This window comes from Streptomyces sp. ADMS, assembly GCF_033441795.1.
In the GTDB taxonomy this organism is placed as follows: Bacteria; Actinomycetota; Actinomycetes; order Streptomycetales; family Streptomycetaceae; genus Streptomyces.
In genome coordinates this window covers 57356-75315 of the sequence record NZ_JAVFVX010000034.1, presented here as the reverse complement: position 1 = coordinate 75315, position 17960 = coordinate 57356, and the positions used below count along the sequence as shown (strand labels likewise).

The window sequence follows — 17960 nt, the reverse complement described above, 5'->3', positions numbered from 1 at the left end:
CGTCCATGCGGAGTTCGCCGCGTTCCAGCCACAGGACGCGGTCGCAGGTGTCGCGGATGGACTTGTTGTTGTGACTGACGAGGAACACCGTGCCGGCGTGCTTGCGCAGCTCGCGGATGCGGTCCTCGGAGCGCTTCTGGAAGGACCGGTCGCCGGTCGCCAGGGCCTCGTCGATCATCAGTACGTCGTGGTCCTTGGCGGCCGCGATGGAGAAGCGCAGCCGCGCCGCCATGCCGGAGGAGTAGGTGCGCATCGGCAGGGTGATGAAGTCGCCCTTCTCGTTGATGCCGGAGAACTCGACGATCTGCTGGTAGCGCTCCCTGATCTCCTCGCGGGACATACCCATCGCGAGGCCGCCCAATACGACGTTCCGTTCGCCCGTGAGGTCGTTCATCAGGGCGGCGTTGACGCCGAGGAGAGAGGGCTGCCCGTCCGTGTACACATGACCGCTCTCGGCGGGGAGCAGGCCGGCGATGGCGCGCAGCAGGGTCGACTTGCCGGAGCCGTTGGAGCCGATCAGGCCGACGGCCTCACCGCGGTAGGCGACGAAGGAGACGCCCCGTACGGCGTGGACCTTGCGGACGCCGGGCGATTCGCCGCGCCTGACGATGCGGCTGAGGGCGGCGGTGGCGCTGCCCCTGCCGGTCTTGGCGCCGTTGACGCGGTAGACGATGTGGAGTTCGTCCGCGATGACAGTGGGGATCCTGTCCCCGGGAATCGGGTCAGCCACGGCCGTACCTCTCCTCCGCCTTCCAGAAGTACACGAAGCCGCCGACGGCGACGAGCACGGACCAGCCGCCCGCGACCGCCCAGACGTGCGGCGGCAGGTTCTCCGAGCCGTAGCCGTCGACGAGCGCGAAGCGCATCAGGTCCATGTAGATGGCGGCCGGGTTCCACTGGAGAACGTCGGCGAGCCACTGCGGCTTGTCGGCCAGCATCACCGGGATGGAGAACATCACGCCGGACGCGTACATCCAGGTACGCAGCACGAACGGCATCAGCTGGGCGAGGTCCGGGGTCGACGCGCCCCACCGGGCCATGATCAGCGCGAGGCCGGTGTTGAAGAAGAACTGGAGTATCAGCGCCGGGACGATCAGCACCCAGGAGGCCGTGGGGTAACTGCCGAAGCCGATCGCCACCAAGAACAGCACGATCATCGAGAACAGCAGCTGCTGGAGCTGCTGGAGCGCGAAGGAGACCGGCAGGGCGGCGCGCGGGAAGTGCAGGGCGCGCACCAGGCCGAGGTTGCCGGAGATCGCGCGTACGCCCGCCATCACCGAGCTCTGCGTGAAGGTGAACACGAAGACGCCCGTGACGAGGAACGGGACGTACACCTCGCGGGGCATGCCACGGTCGGCTTCGAGGATCACGCCGAAGATGAAGAAGTACACGGCCGCGTTCAGCAGCGGTGTGGCCACCTGCCACAGCTGGCCGAGTTTGGCCTGGCTGTACTGAGCGGTCAGTTTCGCCTGCGAGAAGGCGAGGATGAAGTGACGCCGTCCCCAGAGCTGGCGGACGTACTCGACGAGTCGGGGGCGGGCGCCGCTCACGGCGAGCCCGTACTTCGCGGCGAGTCCGGCCGCGGAGAGGCCGTCGTCGGGTGACGGTCGGTCGCTCACCGCGACACCGCCGTCATGCGTTGTCTCACTCACAAATGGAAACTTTCGTCTTCAATATGCGCAGCTGAACGGGGGCAGGGCGCGGGCCGGCGAACGGGATCGGTCGGCCCGCGAGGGCTCTCAGGGAGAGCTTGTCAGATCACTGGGGGTCGGCCCAGTCGGGTCAGCCGCCACACCGTACGCCACCGGATGGGCCGGCGGGGACCGCACGGGGTGGTCAGGCCCTCCTTGAACCCGCCCCACCAGGCTCTGAGCGCCGGGCGGGATGGTCGGCGGAGGAGTGTGAGAAGCAGCCAGTCGCCCAGGTAGACGGGTACGAGGGGGGCCGGGAGGTTGCGGCGGGCCAGCCAGACGCGGTTGCGGGCGACCATGCGGTGGTAGACCGCGTGCCGCGAGGGAGCGGTCGCCGGGTGGTGGAGCAGCATGTCGGCCCGGTAGTCGATCATCCAGCCCGCGTCGAGGGCCCGCCAGGCCAGGTCGGTCTCCTCATGGGCGTAGAAGAACTCCTCGGGAAGCATGCCCACTTCGGCGAAGACCTTCGTACGGACGGCGTTGGCGCCGCCCAGAAAACTGGTGACTCGGGAGCTGCGCATCGGGTCCGTGGTGCCCGGGCGGGGCACGTGGCGGCGCTGCGTGAGCCCGGAGTCGGGGTCGGCGATGCGGAAGCTGATGATGCCCAGTTCCGGGTCGGCGGTGAAGGCCCGGCGGCACAGTTCGGCGGTGCCCTGGCGGCCGAGGAGGCCGTCGTCGTCCAGGAACATCAGGATGTCGACGTCGCCGCCGGCCGGGCCGAACGCCTCGATGCCGACGTTGCGTCCACCGGGGATGCCGAGGTTCTCGGGCAGCTCGATGCTCCGTACGCCCTCGGGGAGGTCCGGGACGGGCGAGCCGTTGCCGACCACCACGACCTGGACCGGGTCGCCCTCCTGCTTGGCGATCGAGTCGACGAGGGCGCGCAGTTCGCCGGGGCGGTTGCCCATGGTGATGACGACCGCGCCGACCCTCATCCCGCTGCTCACCGCAGCCTGCTCGACGCGAGGATCGACACGAGGTGCAGCACGGTCTGCAGGATCGCGATGCCGGCCAGCACCACGATGCCGAGGCGGGTCCAGAACAGGTCGCCGCCGAACAGGTCGAGGATCGCCACGAAGAGGATGAACAGGCTCGCCTCGATGCCGCCGATCAGCCGGTGGAACTTGAGGGCGGCGGCGGCCTTACGGGCCAGGGCGAGCCCCTCGGAGCGCGGCACCGACAGCTCCTCCTTGGCGGCGGCCAGGCCGCTGCGGGACCGCGCGACGTCCACCAGGTCGGTCTCCGCCTTGATCAGGATCGCGCCGAGGGCGGCCAGGGTGCCGAGGAACGCCCAGAGCCACTCGGGGCGCCCGGAGCCGTCCCACAGGTCGGCGCCGCGCAGCCCGAAGCCGATCAGCAGGGCGGCCTCGCAGAGGTAGTGGCCGATGCGGTCGAGGTACACGCCGGTGATCGAGGTCTGGTTCCGCCAGCGGGCGAGTTCCCCGTCGACGCAGTCGAGGAGCAGGTACAGCTGCATCAGTACGGCGGCCAGGACCGCCCCGGTGAGGCCCGGCACCAGGAGAGACGCGCCCGCCAGACCGCCCGCGACGACCATCAGGTACGTGAGCTGGTTGGGCGTGATCCTGGTGTCCACCAGGTAGCGGTCGACCCGCAGGGACACCTCGCGCATGTAGAGGCGTCCCGCCCAGTGCTCGCCGCTGCGCCGGTCCTTCACCCCTTCGGGGTGGACGACGGGGCGTAGTTCAGCTACCGATGGCCTTGACATAGTCCGCGTACGTGTCCTTGATCTGGTCGTTCGTGAGGTCGAGGTGTTCCAGGATCGTGTAGCGACCGGGTCGGGTCTGCGGGGCGTACTCGACGACCCGTACGAACTCGTCCGTGGTGAAGCCGATTTCCTGCGGCAGCACCGGCAGTCCGTGCCGGCGCAGTACCTCGGCCATGTACGCCGCCTCCTCAACCGCACCCCGCAGGTACATGGCGAAGGCGGCGCCGAGGCCGCACTGTTCCCCGTGGCTGGCGGCCCGTCTGGGGTACAGCAGGTCGAAGGCGTGGTTGATCTCGTGACAGGCGCCGGAGGACGGGCGGGAGTCGCCCGACACCGACATGGCGATACCGGTGAGGACCAGTGCCTCGGCCAGTACCTGGAGGAACGCGTTGTCGCCGACCCCGCCGGGGTGGCGCAGCACGGCCTCGCCGGCCTGGCGGGCCATGGCGGCGGCGAGCCCGTCGATCTTCTCGCCGTTGACCTCACTGGCCAGTTCCCAGTCGGCGACCGCGGAGATGTTCGACATGGCGTCGCCGATCCCGGAGCGCACGAACCGCGCCGGCGCCTCACGGATCACGTCGAGGTCGATGACGACGGCGATCGGGTTCGGCACGCCGTACGAGCCGCGCCCCGCGTCGTTGTCGAGGGTGGCGACCGGGGAGCACAGACCGTCGTGCGCGAGGTTGGTGGCGACGGCGACCAGGGGCAGACCGACGCGGGCGGCGGCGAACTTGGCGCAGTCGATGATCCGGCCGCCGCCGAGGCCGACCACGGCGTCGTAGTGGCCGGACTTGATCGCGTCGCCCAGCCTGATCGCGTCGTCGATGGTGCCGCCGGCGACCTCGTACCAGCTCGCGCCGGGCAGTGCCGGGGCGAGCCGCGCGCGCAGCCTGGCGCCGGAGCCGGCGCTGATCGCGACGGCGATCTTTCCGGAGTGTGAGATCCGCTGGTCGAACAGCACGTCCGCCAGATGGTCCAGGGCCCCCCGGCGGATGTCGACGACGACCGGCGAGGGGATCAGTCTCGTCAGTACCGGCACGCGATCTCCCGTCCCCGGGCGAGATCGTCGTGGTTGTCTATCTCCACCCACGGGACCTCGCCTATGGGCGCCACGTCGATCCGGAAACCGCGGTCGACGAGCTCCTGGTAACCGTGCTCGTAGAACTGCTGGGGGTCGGTCTCCCACACGGTCTTCAGGGCGTCGGCCAGTTCGGCCGCGGCGGCGCCCTCGATGAGGGTGACGCCGATGTACTCGCCGGTGGCCTCCGCCGGGTCCATCAGCTTGGTGATCTTCCGCACACCCTTCTCCGGGTCCACGACCACCTTCATCTCCTCGTCGGCGAGCTGCTTCACCGTGTCGAGAGCCAGGATGATCCGCTTCCCGTCACCGCGCGCGGCGAGCAGTGTGCGCTCGACGGAGACGGGGTGCACGGTGTCGCCGTTGGCGAGGATCACTCCGTCGGCGAGGGCGTCCCGGCCGCACCAGAGGGAGTAGGCGTTATTCCACTCCTCGGCGCGGTCGTTGTCGATGAGGGTGAGCTTCAGCCCGTACTTCTTCTCCAGGGCCGCCTGCCGCTCGTACACGGTTTCCTTGCGGTAGCCGACGATGATCGCGGCCTCGGTGAGGCCGATCTCGGCGAAGTTGGCGAGGGTGAGGTCGAGGACGGTGGGGCCGTCCTGGTCACCCGCGGGGCCGACCGGCACGAGAGCCTTGGGCAGGCTGTCGGTGTAGGGGCGCAGACGCCGTCCGGCGCCGGCCGCCAGCACTAGGCCGATCATGCGGGTTCTCCTTCGTCGTGTACGGCGGGCGCGCCGCCCTGGTGGGCGGTCACCCAGTAGCGGATGCTCTCGACGAGCACCAGCAGGGCCACGGCCACGGCGAGGACCGTGAGCGCGACCACGAACTGCGAGGCACTGAGCAGCGCGGCCAGTACGACGACCACCAGCGTCCGGCCCTCGTGCCCTCCGCTCGCCCGTACCAGCCAGCGCGGCGGCGCTCCGGCGTTGCCACGGATGCGGTACACCGTGTCGTAGTGATGGTAGGCGACGGCGGCCACGAGGCAGAAAGCCGCGGGAAGTGCTCCGTTTACCTCCACTTTGCCCGCGAGGATGAGGACTGTGCCGTATTCGGCGGCCCGGAAGAGCGGGGGGACGAGCCAGTCGAGGCGGCCGGAGAGGGGCGCAGCGACCGCGCCGCCCGAGCTGAGCACGTACAGCACGGCGAAGACGACGGGCACCGGGCTGCCGTAGGAGCACAGCCACACCGCGCCGACCACCAGCACCGCGCCTTCCAGCGCTGCGACGAAGCGCGAGCTGACCGGTGTACGCATGGGAATGCGCCCGATCAGCTCCGCGAGCGGCCCGCTGTCCGCGAGGTCCGCCAGTGCTCGCGTCGCCCGTTCGGTGCGGTGGGCCCTGCGGGTGAAAGAGCGCAGTACGCGCCCCGCCGTGGTGTACGTGGCCGCGAAACCGCAGCCGATGAGCAGCACGGTGAAGGTGGTCCGGGGGGTCGTGAGCGCTGTGAGGACGGCGATCAGGGCCCAGCGCTCGCCGATCGGCAGGACGATCATCCGCCGCACCCAGACCGTCCAGCCGACGCTGTCGAGGCGGTCGGAGAGGGCGGCCGTGGGGCTGGTGTTGGCGGTGGCGTCGTGGTTGGCCTCGTTGAAGGAGAAGTCGACGACGTGCCGGCAGGTCTGCAGGACCATCGCGCCGAGGGCGAGCGCCCATACGTCGTCCCCGCCGCGCGCCGCCCCGAGGGCGAGGCCCGCGTAGTAGGCGTACTCCTTGGCGCGGTCGAAGGTGGCGTCCAGCCAGGCGCCGAGCGTCGAGTACTGGAGGGAGTAGCGGGCGAGCTGGCCGTCCGTGCAGTCCAGGACGAAGGAGACCAGCAGGAGCACGCCCGCCGTGACGAAGCCGCCGCGGGTGCCGGTGGCAGCGCAGCCGGCCGCGATCAGCGCGGTGAGCAGCGAGGCGGTGGTGACCTGGTTCGGGGTGAGACCGCGGCGGGCGCACCAGCGGGCGAGATGGCGGGAGTACGGGCTGACGCAGAAGGTGGTGAAGAAGCCGTCCCGGGACTTCACGGCCGACTTCAGGCGTACGGATTCGTCGTCGACGGCGGCGACGGCCTGCCGTGCCTCGGCCAGGGCCTGGGGGTCTGCGGGGACGGCGGCGGTCAGGCTGCCCAGCTCGGGGCGGTGGACGTCGGTGCCGTCCGCGGCAAGGGCGAGGGCGATGCGGTCGGCGAGGCTGTCCACGGCGACGGAGGAGCGGGCCGTGCCGGGGGTCTGCGGGGCGTCGCCGCTCGCGGAGATCTCCCGGGCCAGTACGCGGGTCAGGGCCGTGCGGCCTGCTCCGGGCTGTGCCGTCAGGGCGCCCGGTACGGCGGCGAGCGGGAAGCGCGGGTCGGTGAGGCCGAGGCGCAGCGAGTGGAGGTGGCCGACGAAACGGGCGTCGACGACGGCGACCCGTTCGTCGCAGGGCGACTCGGCGAGGAGGGTCTCGGTGGCGGCGACGCCGGTCGCGCTCCGCACGTCGAAGCCGAGGGACCGCAGATCGTCCTCGATCGACGATCCGGGAACCGGCTGACCCGTGAGGATGGCGGTCGGCAACCGAACTCACTCCCTGGACACCGACGCGTGTGCGCCGGTCATGTACATGATGGTGGGGGACCCTGACCCACGGTGGCCGGGCAGCATGTCGGCAGAGGCTATCGGATGAGGCCGCGGCAGTGTTCACCGGCTGCTCAAGGCCCTGTTCACAGAGCGGACCGGCAGCCCCCTCGGCCCGATCATCATCAGCGACCCGGCGAGCCGCGCACAAACCACGGCGCCGGCCGACAATTACCGCGACCCCCTCCGCCGCGTCTCCCCGAGCGATCCCCGCTCCTCTTGACCTGCGATTCGTTTTCGCAGGTCAGGGCACATGACAACGGTGTTCAATGCCGCGTTGCCACATACCCCCCACCCGTAGTTCACTGTGATCGCGGGGCGGGATTCGGGCGACACAGGAGGCGGCTTCCATGGGGGCTGGGCATGATCACGGGCACGCGCACGGCGCGCCGACCACGGGTACGGCGGCAGCGGCGTACCGCGGGCGGCTGCGTTTCGCGCTGGCGATCACGCTCACCGTCATGGTGGTCGAGGTCGTCGGCGGGATCGCCGCCGACTCGCTCGCGCTCATCGCGGACGCGGCGCACATGGCGACGGACGCGCTGGGCCTCGGCATGGCGCTGCTCGCGATCCACTTCGCGAACCGCCCGTCGGCCGGCAACCGCACCTTCGGATACGCCCGCGCCGAGATCCTGGCCGCGCTCGCCAACTGCCTGCTGCTGCTCGGCGTCGGCGGATACGTCCTGTACGAGGCCATCCAGCGCTTCATCACGCCCGCGGAGACCGAGGGCGGGGTGACGGTCGTCTTCGGTCTGATCGGCCTGGTGGCGAACATGATCTCGCTGTCGATGCTGATGCGCGGGCAGAAGGAGAGCCTGAACGTGCGGGGGGCCTTTTTGGAGGTCGCCGCGGACGCGCTGGGCTCGCTGGCCGTGCTGATCTCGGCGGTGGTCATCATGGCGACGGGCTGGCAGCGAGCCGACCCCGTCGCTTCGGTCGTCATCGGCCTGATGATCGTCCCGCGCACCTGGAAGCTGCTGCGCGAGACCCTGAACGTGCTCCTGGAGGCGGCGCCCCGGGGTGTCGACATGGCGGACGTGCGGGCCCACATACTGGCCCTGCCCGGGGTGGAGGACGTACACGATCTGCACGCCTGGACGATCACCTCCGGGATGCCGGTGCTGTCGGCGCACGTGGTCGTCAGTTCGGAGGTGCTGAGCGGGATCGGGCACGAGAAGATGCTGCACGAGCTCCAGGGCTGCCTGGGCGACCACTTCGACGTGGAGCACTGCACCTTCCAGCTGGAGCCGGGCGGGCACGCGGAGCACGAGTCCATCTGTCACTGAACCGGCCGTGTGCTCGTCGCCGGTGGAACGCAGCCGTCCGGCGCGCGCCCGCGTCTCCTTCTTCAAGCCCCCCTCGCGGGCGGTTCCCGGGCGGGGGAAGAAGGCACGATGGACTGTCCGGTCACCGTCCGGCCGCTTTCCCGCCGGACATGCGGGGGGGGCGCCGCGAAGTGCCGGGAGTGCCGGATTCGTACGGCAGACTTGGGGCTCGAAGACCGAGGCGAAGGATGGGTATGCCGATCACACCTGCCACCGCGACGCACAACAGTTCGTCGAACGGCACCGCAGAAGCGATCTTGCTTGAGCTGGTCGACGAGAACGGCACCACGATCGGTACCGCCGAGAAGCTCTCCGCCCACCAGCCACCGGGCCTGCTGCACCGGGCCTTCTCCGTGTTCCTCTTCGACGAGCAGGGCCGGCTGCTGCTCCAGCAGCGCGCGCTGGGCAAGTACCACTCCCCCGGCGTCTGGTCCAACACGTGCTGCGGCCACCCCTACCCCGGTGAGGCCCCCTTCGCCGCGGCGGCCCGGCGGACGTACGAGGAGCTGGGAATCTCCCCGTCGCTGCTCGCCGAGGCGGGCACGGTCCGCTACAACCACCCCGACCCGGAGTCGGGTCTGGTGGAGCAGGAGTACAACCACTTGTTCGTCGGGATGGTGCAGTCACCGCTCGCGCCGGACTCCGAGGAGGTCGGGGACACGGCCTATGTGACTCCGGCCGAGTTGGCGGAGCGGCATGCGAAGGACCCGTTCTCGGCCTGGTTCATGACCGTGCTGGACGCGGCACGTCCGGCGGTCCGGGAGCTGACGGGCCCGTCCGCCGGCTGGTGACGGCTACGGCAGTACTTGGGCGGGTTTGAGCGGCAGGGCCGCCCACACGACCTTGCCGCCGCTCGCCGTGTGCTCGATGTCGCACACCCCGCCCGCCTCCCTGGCGACCTCGCGGACGAGGAGCAGACCGCGGCCTCCGGTCCGGCCGTGGTCGGCCTCCAGGGCCGTCGGGCGGTAGGGGTGGTTGTCCTCCACCGACACCCGCACCCACTCGGCGCCGACGGCGACCTCCACGGCGAGCGTCGGCGACAGGAGCGCCGCGTGCCGGACGGCGTTCGTCGCCAGCTCCGAGACGATCAGCAGCAGCCCGTGCACCAGGTCCGGCGAGGCGGGCACGCCCTGCCGGTACAGCAGGTCCCGGACAGCGTGCCGCGCCTGCGGGACGGAGGCGTCCACAGCGGGCGCGGTGAACCTCCAGACCCCTTCGTAGGGAAGCGGATCCGGGGGTCTGTGCTCCACGGGCACCGCGTCGTCCGCTGGGCGTGAGTCGGACTCTCGCCCATGGTTCTCCATCGTCCGGTCGCCGCCCTCGCACTCGATTGTCACCACACGACGAGTGTTGGCAACGATGCGTCCCCACCGGAGAACTGAACAGAAGTCAGCAGGTATCGAACACTTCTGACGGATCGCATGGACCACACGCCCATATGTGACTGAACGTGGTCACGTCGTGCCGACTTCGTGAACTATTCGGGTTGTACGGGTTTCGGTGCCGCCCTCGTCGGACGTCCGCCACCGGCGGATACGATCCGGCGCATGGAGCCGCAGCTGATCCACAGTGCCGCCGACGGGATCGCCACCGTCGTCATCCGCCACCCGGCCAAGCGCAACGCCATGACGGCCGGCATGTGGCGGGCGCTGCCGCCGCTGCTCGCCACCCTGGCCGCGGATCCGGACGTCCGTGTCCTGGTGCTCACCGGCGCCGGCGGAACCTTCTGCGCGGGGGCCGACATCTCGACGCTCCAGGGCTCGCCCGGGGAAGCGCAGCGGCTGGCCGTCCTGGCGGAGGACGCGCTCGCGGCCTTTCCGAAACCGGTGCTCGCGGCGGTTCGCGGGCACTGTGTGGGCGGCGGGGCACAGCTCGCGGCGGCCTGCGATCTCCGGTTCGCCGAGGAGGGGGCGCTGTTCGGGGTGACTCCGGCGAAGCTGGGGCTGGTGTATCCGGCGTCGTCCACCCGGCGGTTGGCGGCCCTGGTGGGTCCGGCGACGGCCAAGTACCTGCTGTTCTCGGGCGAGTTGATCGACACGGAGCGGGCGCTGCGCACCGGGTTCCTCGACGAGGTGCTGCCCGCGGGTGAACTCGACAAGCGGGTCGCCGAGTTCACCCGCGTCCTCACCTCGCGCTCGCGGCTCACCCAGGCGGCGGCGAAGGAGTTCGCGAACGGACGCATGGACCGGGACGCGTACTGGGCCGAGCAGGCCCGTGACAGCGGCGAGGCCGCGGAGGGGGTCGCCGCCTTCCTGGAGCGCCGTCGCCCGGACTTCTCCTGGACCGGGCCGGTGTCGCCTACCGCACCGTGAACCGGCTGCGGGAGCGGAGCAGTTCGACCACGTGCGCGGGCGCCCTGTGCGGGGCGCCGGCGTCGTAGGGCGGCTGCGGGTCGTACTCCGTCCACAGCTGTACGCCCTGTGCGTGCTCGTCGCCCGCGATCCGGCCGGACAGCGTGAGGGCCATGTCGATGCCGGAGGAGACGCCGGCGGCCGTGACGTACTTGCCGTCCGTCACGACCCGCTCCCCCGTCGGTTCGGCGCCGTACCGCGGGAGTTGTTCCAGGGCCAGCCAGTGCGAGGCCGCGCGGCGGCCGGCGAGCAGTCCGGCGCCGGCCAGGAGCAGGGAGCCCGTGCACACGGAGGTCGTCCAGGTACTGGTGGTGTCGGCGGTGCGCAGCCAGCCGAACAGGGCCTCGTTCGTCATCTGCGCGGCCTGGCCCGGGCCGCCGGGAACGACCACGATGTCGGGGTTCGGTACGTCGGTCAGGGCGCGGTCGGCGGTGAGAGCGAGGGTGCCGCTGTCGTTGCGGACGGGCCCGGTCTCCTCGGCGACGAAGACGGTCTCCGCGTCCGGGAGCCGGCTGAGGATCTCGTACGGGCCGACGGCGTCGAGGGCGGTGAAGCGGTCGAAGAGCACCAGGGCGATCTGCATGGTGTGCCTCTCAGAGGGTGGTGGGTGCGGGGTGGAAACGGGGGCGGTACTCGGCCGGGGCCGTGCCGAGGCTTCTGACGAAGGCGCGGCGCATGGCCTCCGGGGTGCCGTAGCCGCTGGCGCGCGAGATTCCCTCGATGCCGTCGGAGGTGTCCTCCAGGAGGCGGCGGGCGTGTTCGAGGCGGACCCGGTCGACGTACCGGCCGGGGGTCATGCCGGTCTCGGTGCGGAAGGCGCGGGCGAAGTGGCGGGGTGAGAGCCGGGCGCGGGCGGCGAGGGACTCGACGCTCAGGTCGTCGTCCGGGTGTTCGGAGATCCAGTGCTGGACCTCGCGCAGCGGCTCACGCCGAGCGGTCTGGACGGCGAGCTGGGCGCTGAACTGGGCCTGGTTTCCCGGCCGGCGCAGGAAGACGACCAGATGGCGGGCGACGGCGAGCGCGGTGTCGCGGCCGAGGTCCTCCTCCACGAGCGCGAGGGCGAGATCAATCCCGGCGGTGACACCGGCCGACGTCGCCACCCGGCCGTCGCGTACGTAGATGGGCTCTGGGTCGACCTCGACGGCCGGGTGGTCGCGGGCGAGCCTGTCGCAGTACGCCCAGTGGGTGGTCGCGCGCAGACCGTCCAGGAGACCGGCGGCGGCGAGCAGGATCGCTCCCGTGCAGACGGACACCAGCCGTTCCGGGCGCGGCCCGTGCTCGCGCAGCCAGTCGACCAGGCGCGGGTCGGCGGGGCGGGTGCCCGGGCCGCCCGGGACCAGCAGGGTGTGCGGTGCGGGTGCGTCGGCGAGAGCCCCGTCCGGTACGAGGGTGAGGCCGCTGGAGGTGCGTACCGGCTCACCGGTCGCCGAGGCCGTACGGATGCGGTAGCTGCCCGGGTGCCCGGTGGAGGCCTGTGCGAGCACCTCGACGGGGCCGGTGACATCGAGGCTCTGGACGCCCTCGAAGAGGACGACGAGGACGGTTCGCTGCGCCATGCCCCCGATTCTTGGCGGGCGGGGGCGATGGCGGCAATGACGAGTTTCCCACCTTTCCTGCCACAGCCGGCGTGCGGTGGGCCCGAGGACCGGTCTCGGCGGTCCCTGGGGTGCCGTGTGGCGCCCTGATCCCCGAATGTCGGTGCCACCTGCCACAATTGCCGCGCAACCTCAGTGGAGAAGGCGGTACGGGATCGTGACGACACCCGGGTCCATCGAAGTAGGGTCCATCGAAGGCAGGATCGCCGAGGAACTCGGCGTACGGGAGCGGCAGGTGAGGGCCGCCGTCGAGTTGCTCGACGGTGGTTCGACGGTGCCCTTCATCGCCCGCTACCGCAAGGAAGCGACCGAGATGCTCGACGATGCGCAGCTGCGCACGTTGGAGGAGCGGCTGCGCTATCTGCGGGAGCTGGAGGAGCGGCGGGCCGCGATCCTCGAGTCGGTGCGCGAGCAGGACAAGCTGACGCCCGAGGTCGAGGCGCAGATCCGCGGCGCCGAGACGAAGGCGCGCCTGGAGGACATCTACCTGCCGTTCAGGCCGAAGCGGCGGACGAAGGCGCAGATCGCGCGCGAGGCGGGCCTGGAGCCGCTGGCCGAGGGGCTGCTCGGGGACCCGTCCGTCGACCCGCTCGCCGCTGCTGCGGCCTTCGTCGACGCCGGCAAGGGCGTCTCCGATCCGCAGGCCGCGCTGGACGGTGCCCGGGCGATCCTCACCGAGCGGTTCTCGGAGGACGCCGATCTGATCGGCGAGGTGCGCGAGCGCATGTGGGTGCGCGGGCGGCTGGCCGCGAAGGTGAAGGAGGGCAAGGAGGAGGCGGGCGCGAAGTTCTCCGACTACTTCGACTTCGCCGAGCCCTTCACCGCCCTGCCCTCGCACCGTATCCTCGCGATGCTGCGCGGCGAGAAGGAGGATGTCCTCGACCTGGTCCTGGAGCCGGAGGAGCCGACGGAGGGCCCTTCCTCGTACGAGGGGATCATCGCCCATCGTTTCGGGATCGCCGAGCGCGGCCGTCCCGGCGACAAGTGGCTCAAGGACACCGTGCGCTGGGCCTGGCGGACCCGGATCCTGGTGCACCTCGGCATCGACGTGCGCCTTCGGCTGCGTACGGTCGCGGAGGACGAGGCGGTCAACGTGTTCGCCGCGAACCTGCGCGACCTGCTGCTCGCCGCCCCGGCCGGCACACGCGCGACGCTGGGGCTGGACCCCGGATTCCGTACGGGCGTGAAGGTGGCAGTGGTGGACTCGACAGGCAAGGCCGTCGCCACGGACGTGATCTATCCGCACGTACCCGCGAACAAGTGGGACGAGGCGCTGGCCAGGCTGGCCCGGCTCGCCAAGGAGCACTCGGTCGACCTGATCGCGATCGGCAACGGTACGGCGTCCCGCGAGACGGACAAGCTCGCCGGTGAACTCATCACCAGACACCCGGAGTTGAACCTCACCAAGGTGATGGTGTCCGAGGCGGGCGCGTCCGTGTACTCGGCGTCGGCGTTCGCCTCGCAGGAGCTGCCGGACATGGATGTGTCGCTGCGCGGGGCGGTGTCGATCGCACGGCGGCTGCAGGACCCGCTGGCCGAGCTGGTGAAGATCGACCCGAAGTCGATCGGGGTCGGGCAGTACCAGCACGATCTGTCCGAAATGAAGTTGTCCCGGTCGCTGGACGCGGTGGTCGAGGACTGTGTGAACGGTGTCGGTGTCGACGTCAACACGGCGTCCACGCCGCTGCTCTCGCGGGTTTCCGGCATCTCCTCCGGGCTCGCGGAGAACATCGTGGCGCACCGGGACGCGAACGGGCCGTTCACGTCACGGTCCCAGCTGAAGAGCGTCGCGCGGCTCGGGCCGAAGGCGTACGAGCAGTGTGCGGGCTTCCTGCGGATCCGGGGCGGGGACGATCCGCTGGACGCGTCCAGTGTGCACCCGGAGGCCTATCCGGTGGTGCGGCGGATGGTGAAGTCGGCGGGGAGCGAGGTGGCGTCGCTGGTCGGGAACACGGCGGTGCTGCGGTCGCTGCGGCCCGATGACTTCGTCGACGAGAAGTTCGGTCTGCCGACGGTGACGGACATTCTGCGCGAGCTGGAGAAGCCGGGGCGCGACCCGCGGCCCGCCTTCAAGACGGCCACGTTCAAGGACGGGGTCGAGAAGATCGGCGACCTGTCCTCCGGGATGGTGCTGGAGGGTGTGGTGACGAACGTGGCGGCGTTCGGGGCGTTCGTGGATGTCGGTGTCCACCAGGACGGGCTGGTGCATGTGTCCGCGATGTCGAAGACGTTCGTCAAGGACCCGCACGATGTCGTGAAGTCCGGCGACATCGTCAAGGTGAAGGTGCTCGACGTCGACATTCCGCGGAAGCGGATCTCGCTGACGCTGCGGCTGGACGACGAGGCGGTGGCCTCCGGCGAGGGGCAGCAGGGGGGCGGTGGGCGGCCTCAGCGTGGGGGACGGCCGCCTCAGCCCCGGCAGCAGGGGCAGCGACAGGGGCAGGCGCAAGGCCAGGGGGGTGGGCGGTCCGGCGGGGGCTCTCGGCAGCAGGCGCCCGCGCAGGGGAACAGTGCGATGGCTGATGCCTTGCGGAAGGCCGGGTTGGTGGATCCCAAGCGGCGGTGAGCCTGCGGTGCGGAGGTGTTGCCGGGTGCCCTTGTCATGAGGGCACCCGGGGTTGGTGCTGACCGGCGGGTGGGTCGCGCAGCCCGGCGCTCACGGGGTGCCGCCGCGCCCACCCGTGCCGCCCCCGGCGGCACGCATGCCCGCAGCTGGGTGAGCGCAGGCGCGACCCCTCAGGGGCGCGGGGCTGTGTCCGCATGCGGCTCCGCCGCGTGGGCGCGACCAGCCCCCACCGGGCCGCACTCACCACTGAGCCGGCGCAGCCCCTACGCGAGTTCCGTCATCTTGCCGTCCGCCACCTCGAAGCGGCGCGTAACCCGTACCGCGTCCAGCATTCTGCGGTCGTGGGTCACCAGGAGCAGGGTGCCCTCGTAGGAGTCGAGGGCCTTCTCCAGTTGCTCGATGGCCGGGAGGTCGAGGTGGTTGGTCGGTTCGTCCAGGACCAGGAGGTTGACGCCCCTGCCCTGGAGGAGTGCCAGGGCTGACCTGGTGCGTTCGCCCGGGGACAGGGTCTCCGCCGGGCGCAGGACGTGCTCCGCCTTCAGGCCGAACTTCGCCAGGAGCGTGCGGACTTCCGCCCGTTCCGTGTCCGGGACGGCCTCGCAGAACGCGTCCAGCAGTGCCTCTGGGCCGTAGAAGAGCTTGCGGGCCTGGTCCACCTCTCCGACCACCACACCCGAACCGAGCGTGGCGTGGCCCGCGTCCAGCGGGACCCTGCCCAGCAGCGCGCCCAGGAACGTCGACTTGCCGGCGCCGTTCGCGCCCGTCACCGCGATACGGTCCGCCCAGTCGATCTGTGCGGTCACCGGGCCGAGGGTGAAGCCCGCGCGGCGTACCTCCGCGTCCCGCAGGGTCGCGACCACCGAGCCGGAGCGCGGGGCCGCCGCGATCTCCATGCGCAGCTCCCACTCCTTGCGCGGCTCCTCGACCACGTCCAGGCGTTCGATCATGCGCTGGGTCTGGCGGGCCTTCGCGGCCTGCTTCTCGCTGGCCTCGCTGCGGAACTTGCGGCCGATCTTGTCGTTGTCGTTGTTCGCCTTGCGCCGGGCGTTCTTGACGCCCTTGTCCATCCAGCCGCGCTGCATCTGTGCCCGGTCCTGGAGCGCGGACCGTTTGTCGGCGTACTCGTCGAAGTCGTCGCGGGCGTGCCTGCGGGCTACGTCCCGCTCCTCCAGGTAGGCCTCGTAGCCGCCGCCGTACAGCTTGATCTGCTGCTGGGCGAGGTCGAGTTCGAGGACCTTGGTGACCGTGCGGGTGAGGAACTCCCGGTCGTGGCTGACGACGAGCGTGCCCGCGCGCAGGCCCTTGACGAAGCGCTCCAGGCGTTCCAGGCCGTCGAGGTCCAGGTCGTTGGTGGGCTCGTCGAGGAGGAAGACGTCGTAGCGCGAGAGGAGCAGGGAGGCCAGGCCCGCCCTCGCGGCCTGGCCGCCCGACAGGGACGTCATCGGCTGGTCCAGGTCCACGGTCAGGGCCAGGGAGCCGGCGACCTCCTCCGCCCGTTCGTCCAGGTCGGCGCCGCCGAGGTCGAGCCAGCGTTCCAGGCTGACGGCGTACGCGTCGTCCGCGCCCGGGGATCCGTCCACCAGGCCCTGTGTCGCCTCGTCCATCACCCGCTGGGCCTCGGCCACGCCGGTGCGGCGCGCGAGGAACTCACGGACGGTCTCGCCCTCCCGGCGCTCCGGCTCCTGCGGGAGATGGCCGACGCTCGCGCTCGGCGGGGAGAGGCGCAGTTCGCCCTGCTCGGGCGGCAGCAGCCCGGCCAGCATCCTGAGCAGCGTGGACTTGCCCGCGCCGTTGGCACCGACGAGCCCGATCACGTCTCCGGGCGCGACGACGAGGTCGAGCCCGGAGAAGAGGGAGCGGTCGCCGTGGCCGGCGGCGAGGTTCTTGGCGACGAGAGTGGCAGTCATCAGGAGGCCGATCCTAGCTGGCGCCGGCGGGCCCCCGCGTCCGGGATTTCACCGGGCCATCGGCTCCACCAGCACGGTTCCCGACGTACGCGCCACGATGAACGACTCCCCCTTCACCGCCTTCGCCTCCAGGGGGATGCGGTGCCGGCCGGGTTCGAGGATGCCGTCGAAGACGTCGAGCGAGTGGGTGCGGTACAGGCGGTCCATGCGGTACGCGGTGAGGTGGACGCGACAGGTGGAGGTGACCTCTATGCCCGCCTCTCCGTCGGCGGCGACCAGGCGGGTGAGCCGGCGTTGTTCCAACGGGCTGCGGTCCAGGGCGTGTTCGATCTGGGCGACGAGGAGCGGAATGATCGGGGCGAGACCGTCGATGTACGCCACCTCGACGCCCGCGTGTTCGAAGGAGCGGCGTACGGCGGCACGCTCCCCCTCGTCGATGGCGCGGCCGAAGGCGACGGCACCGTAGCCCCGCAGCTCGTCGGCGGGGACGTCCGTGGCGTCCCGGGTGATGTCCGCGCCGATCCCGATGGTGCGCAGGGCGGCGGCGAGTTTGGCGAGGACGGCGACGCGGGCGCCGATCAGCATGACCCGGCGGCGGGCCGCACCGGGCTCGGCGGGGCCCAGCGCCTCGGTGGCCTCCGCGGTGTCGAGAAGGGAGCCGAGCGCATTCCGGTACTCGCCGCCCGGGAAACGGAAGGGCCCGATGCCGTGGTAGCCGTTGAGCTCCAGGTCGGCGCGGGTGTCCGTCTGCCAGGCGAAGTCGCGCCACACATAGTCGTCGCCGTCCCTCTCGATGGCCGCTGTCACGGCGCCGCAGGCCAGGTCGGCGCACTCGGGACAGCCGTAGATGATGTACCGGCTTCCCTCCAGGGGGGCGTCGGCCTCCAGAAGCAGGCCTCTGACCTGGGCGGTGAAGATCGCGGGCGGGACGTCGGAGGCGAGCGGGGAGACCGCGTCGAGGTCGGAGAGCTGGTAGAGGAGGGGGCGTCCGTCGACGATGAAGTCGAGAAAGTCCCGGTGGACCTGGTAGTCACCGTTGGCGAGGACTCCACCGGCACGAATCGCCGGTGCCAGGCCGAAGGTCGCGTACTCGGCAGACATGCTGTGAGTATCCCCAGACTGGGACCG

16 protein-coding genes are annotated in these 17960 nt (G+C 70.9%); 4 read left to right on the top strand and 12 right to left on the bottom strand.

All coding sequences use genetic code 11. The annotated features are described in order from the left end of the window. From RB628_RS17280 to RB628_RS17250, 7 genes are all read right to left on the bottom strand, one after another. The coding region (locus RB628_RS17280; RefSeq protein ID WP_318321335.1) for an ABC transporter ATP-binding protein at positions 1 to 730 on the bottom strand (730 nt) is incomplete at its 3' end. After that, on the bottom strand, positions 723 to 1652 hold the full coding sequence (locus RB628_RS17275; protein WP_318321334.1) for an ABC transporter permease: 930 nt from the start codon (positions 1650 to 1652) through the stop codon (positions 723 to 725). The genes RB628_RS17275 and RB628_RS17280, both read right to left, overlap by 8 nt. 101 nt (positions 1653 to 1753) lie before the next feature. Beyond that, on the bottom strand, positions 1754 to 2626 hold the full coding sequence (locus RB628_RS17270) for a glycosyltransferase family 2 protein (RefSeq protein ID WP_318321341.1): 873 nt from the start codon (positions 2624 to 2626) through the stop codon (positions 1754 to 1756). 8 nt (positions 2627 to 2634) lie between these two features. Next, a complete protein-coding gene (locus RB628_RS17265) occupies positions 2635 to 3417 on the bottom strand; it encodes a CDP-alcohol phosphatidyltransferase family protein (protein ID WP_318321333.1) in 783 nt (260 codons plus the stop codon). Next, positions 3395 to 4456 (bottom strand): iron-containing alcohol dehydrogenase family protein, encoded by a 1062-nt coding sequence (locus RB628_RS17260; RefSeq protein ID WP_318321332.1) that lies wholly within the window; start codon positions 4454 to 4456, stop codon positions 3395 to 3397. The genes RB628_RS17265 and RB628_RS17260 overlap by 23 nt, the downstream gene beginning before the upstream one ends. Continuing rightward, entirely contained in the window at positions 4444 to 5196 is a 753-nt protein-coding gene (locus RB628_RS17255; RefSeq protein WP_318321331.1) for a phosphocholine cytidylyltransferase family protein, read from the bottom strand. The genes RB628_RS17260 and RB628_RS17255 overlap by 13 nt, the downstream gene beginning before the upstream one ends. After that, a complete protein-coding gene (locus RB628_RS17250) occupies positions 5193 to 7028 on the bottom strand; it encodes a DUF5941 domain-containing protein (RefSeq protein WP_318321330.1) in 1836 nt (611 codons plus the stop codon). Before RB628_RS17250 ends, RB628_RS17255 begins: the two co-directional genes overlap by 4 nt. Positions 7029 to 7438: 410 nt before the next feature. Between RB628_RS17250 and RB628_RS17245 the strand changes: the two genes are divergently transcribed. Together RB628_RS17245 and idi are read left to right on the top strand one after the other, a co-directional pair. Next, positions 7439 to 8374, top strand: coding sequence for a cation diffusion facilitator family transporter (locus RB628_RS17245; RefSeq protein WP_318321329.1), 936 nt, complete (start codon positions 7439 to 7441; stop codon positions 8372 to 8374). A gap of 233 nt (positions 8375 to 8607) precedes the next feature. Continuing rightward, entirely contained in the window at positions 8608 to 9204 is a 597-nt protein-coding gene (gene idi, locus RB628_RS17240; protein WP_318321328.1) for an isopentenyl-diphosphate Delta-isomerase, read from the top strand. A gap of 3 nt (positions 9205 to 9207) precedes the next feature. On the opposite strand, the gene RB628_RS17235 is transcribed toward idi, so the two are convergent. Continuing rightward, entirely contained in the window at positions 9208 to 9717 is a 510-nt protein-coding gene (locus RB628_RS17235; RefSeq protein ID WP_318321340.1) for an ATP-binding protein, read from the bottom strand. 243 nt (positions 9718 to 9960) lie between these two features. Here RB628_RS17235 and RB628_RS17230 point away from each other — a divergent pair, with 243 nt between their 5' ends. Then, on the top strand, positions 9961 to 10725 hold the full coding sequence (locus tag RB628_RS17230) for an enoyl-CoA hydratase/isomerase family protein (RefSeq protein WP_318321327.1): 765 nt from the start codon (positions 9961 to 9963) through the stop codon (positions 10723 to 10725). On the opposite strand, the gene RB628_RS17225 is transcribed toward RB628_RS17230, so the two are convergent. After that, positions 10712 to 11347: a DJ-1/PfpI family protein gene (locus tag RB628_RS17225; RefSeq protein ID WP_318321326.1), complete on the bottom strand. Its 636-nt coding sequence runs from the start codon at positions 11345 to 11347 to the stop codon at positions 10712 to 10714. The two genes, RB628_RS17230 and RB628_RS17225, sit on opposite strands and share 14 nt — an antisense overlap. A gap of 10 nt (positions 11348 to 11357) precedes the next feature. Continuing rightward, complete coding sequence (locus RB628_RS17220) at positions 11358 to 12320, bottom strand: GlxA family transcriptional regulator (protein ID WP_318321325.1); 963 nt, start codon at positions 12318 to 12320, stop codon at positions 11358 to 11360. 196 nt (positions 12321 to 12516) lie between these two features. Between RB628_RS17220 and RB628_RS17215 the strand changes: the two genes are divergently transcribed. After that, the gene (locus RB628_RS17215; RefSeq protein ID WP_318321324.1) at positions 12517 to 14925 is read left to right on the top strand and encodes a Tex family protein; all 2409 of its coding nucleotides are present in this window, start codon (positions 12517 to 12519) and stop codon (positions 14923 to 14925) included. 263 nt (positions 14926 to 15188) lie between these two features. Here RB628_RS17215 and RB628_RS17210 read toward each other — a convergent pair whose 3' ends face one another. Both RB628_RS17210 and RB628_RS17205 read right to left on the bottom strand, forming a co-directional pair. Further along, positions 15189 to 16832, bottom strand: a complete 1644-nt coding sequence (locus tag RB628_RS17210) for an ABC-F family ATP-binding cassette domain-containing protein (RefSeq protein ID WP_318321323.1) — start codon at positions 16830 to 16832, stop codon at positions 15189 to 15191. A gap of 48 nt (positions 16833 to 16880) precedes the next feature. After that, the gene (locus RB628_RS17205) at positions 16881 to 17933 is read right to left on the bottom strand and encodes an oxidoreductase (RefSeq protein ID WP_318321322.1); all 1053 of its coding nucleotides are present in this window, start codon (positions 17931 to 17933) and stop codon (positions 16881 to 16883) included. Positions 17934 to 17960 lie beyond the last annotated feature (27 nt).

What these genes read in the sequence shown, in the direction of transcription:
- RB628_RS17270 (WP_318321341.1), bottom strand. Translation starts at nt 2,626, where the DNA reads ATGAGGGTCGGCGCGGTCGTCATCACCATGGGCAACCGCCCCGGCGAA.
- RB628_RS17265 (WP_318321333.1), bottom strand. Translation starts at nt 3,417, where the DNA reads ATGTCAAGGCCATCGGTAGCTGAACTACGCCCCGTCGTCCACCCCGAA.
- RB628_RS17255 (WP_318321331.1), bottom strand. Translation starts at nt 5,196, where the DNA reads ATGATCGGCCTAGTGCTGGCGGCCGGCGCCGGACGGCGTCTGCGCCCC.
- RB628_RS17245 (WP_318321329.1), top strand. Translation starts at nt 7,439, where the DNA reads ATGGGGGCTGGGCATGATCACGGGCACGCGCACGGCGCGCCGACCACG.
- idi (WP_318321328.1), top strand. Translation starts at nt 8,608, where the DNA reads ATGCCGATCACACCTGCCACCGCGACGCACAACAGTTCGTCGAACGGC.
- RB628_RS17235 (WP_318321340.1), bottom strand. Translation starts at nt 9,717, where the DNA reads ATGGAGAACCATGGGCGAGAGTCCGACTCACGCCCAGCGGACGACGCG.
- RB628_RS17230 (WP_318321327.1), top strand. Translation starts at nt 9,961, where the DNA reads ATGGAGCCGCAGCTGATCCACAGTGCCGCCGACGGGATCGCCACCGTC.
- RB628_RS17225 (WP_318321326.1), bottom strand. Translation starts at nt 11,347, where the DNA reads ATGCAGATCGCCCTGGTGCTCTTCGACCGCTTCACCGCCCTCGACGCC.
- RB628_RS17220 (WP_318321325.1), bottom strand. Translation starts at nt 12,320, where the DNA reads ATGGCGCAGCGAACCGTCCTCGTCGTCCTCTTCGAGGGCGTCCAGAGC.
- RB628_RS17210 (WP_318321323.1), bottom strand. Translation starts at nt 16,832, where the DNA reads ATGACTGCCACTCTCGTCGCCAAGAACCTCGCCGCCGGCCACGGCGAC.
- RB628_RS17205 (WP_318321322.1), bottom strand. Translation starts at nt 17,933, where the DNA reads ATGTCTGCCGAGTACGCGACCTTCGGCCTGGCACCGGCGATTCGTGCC.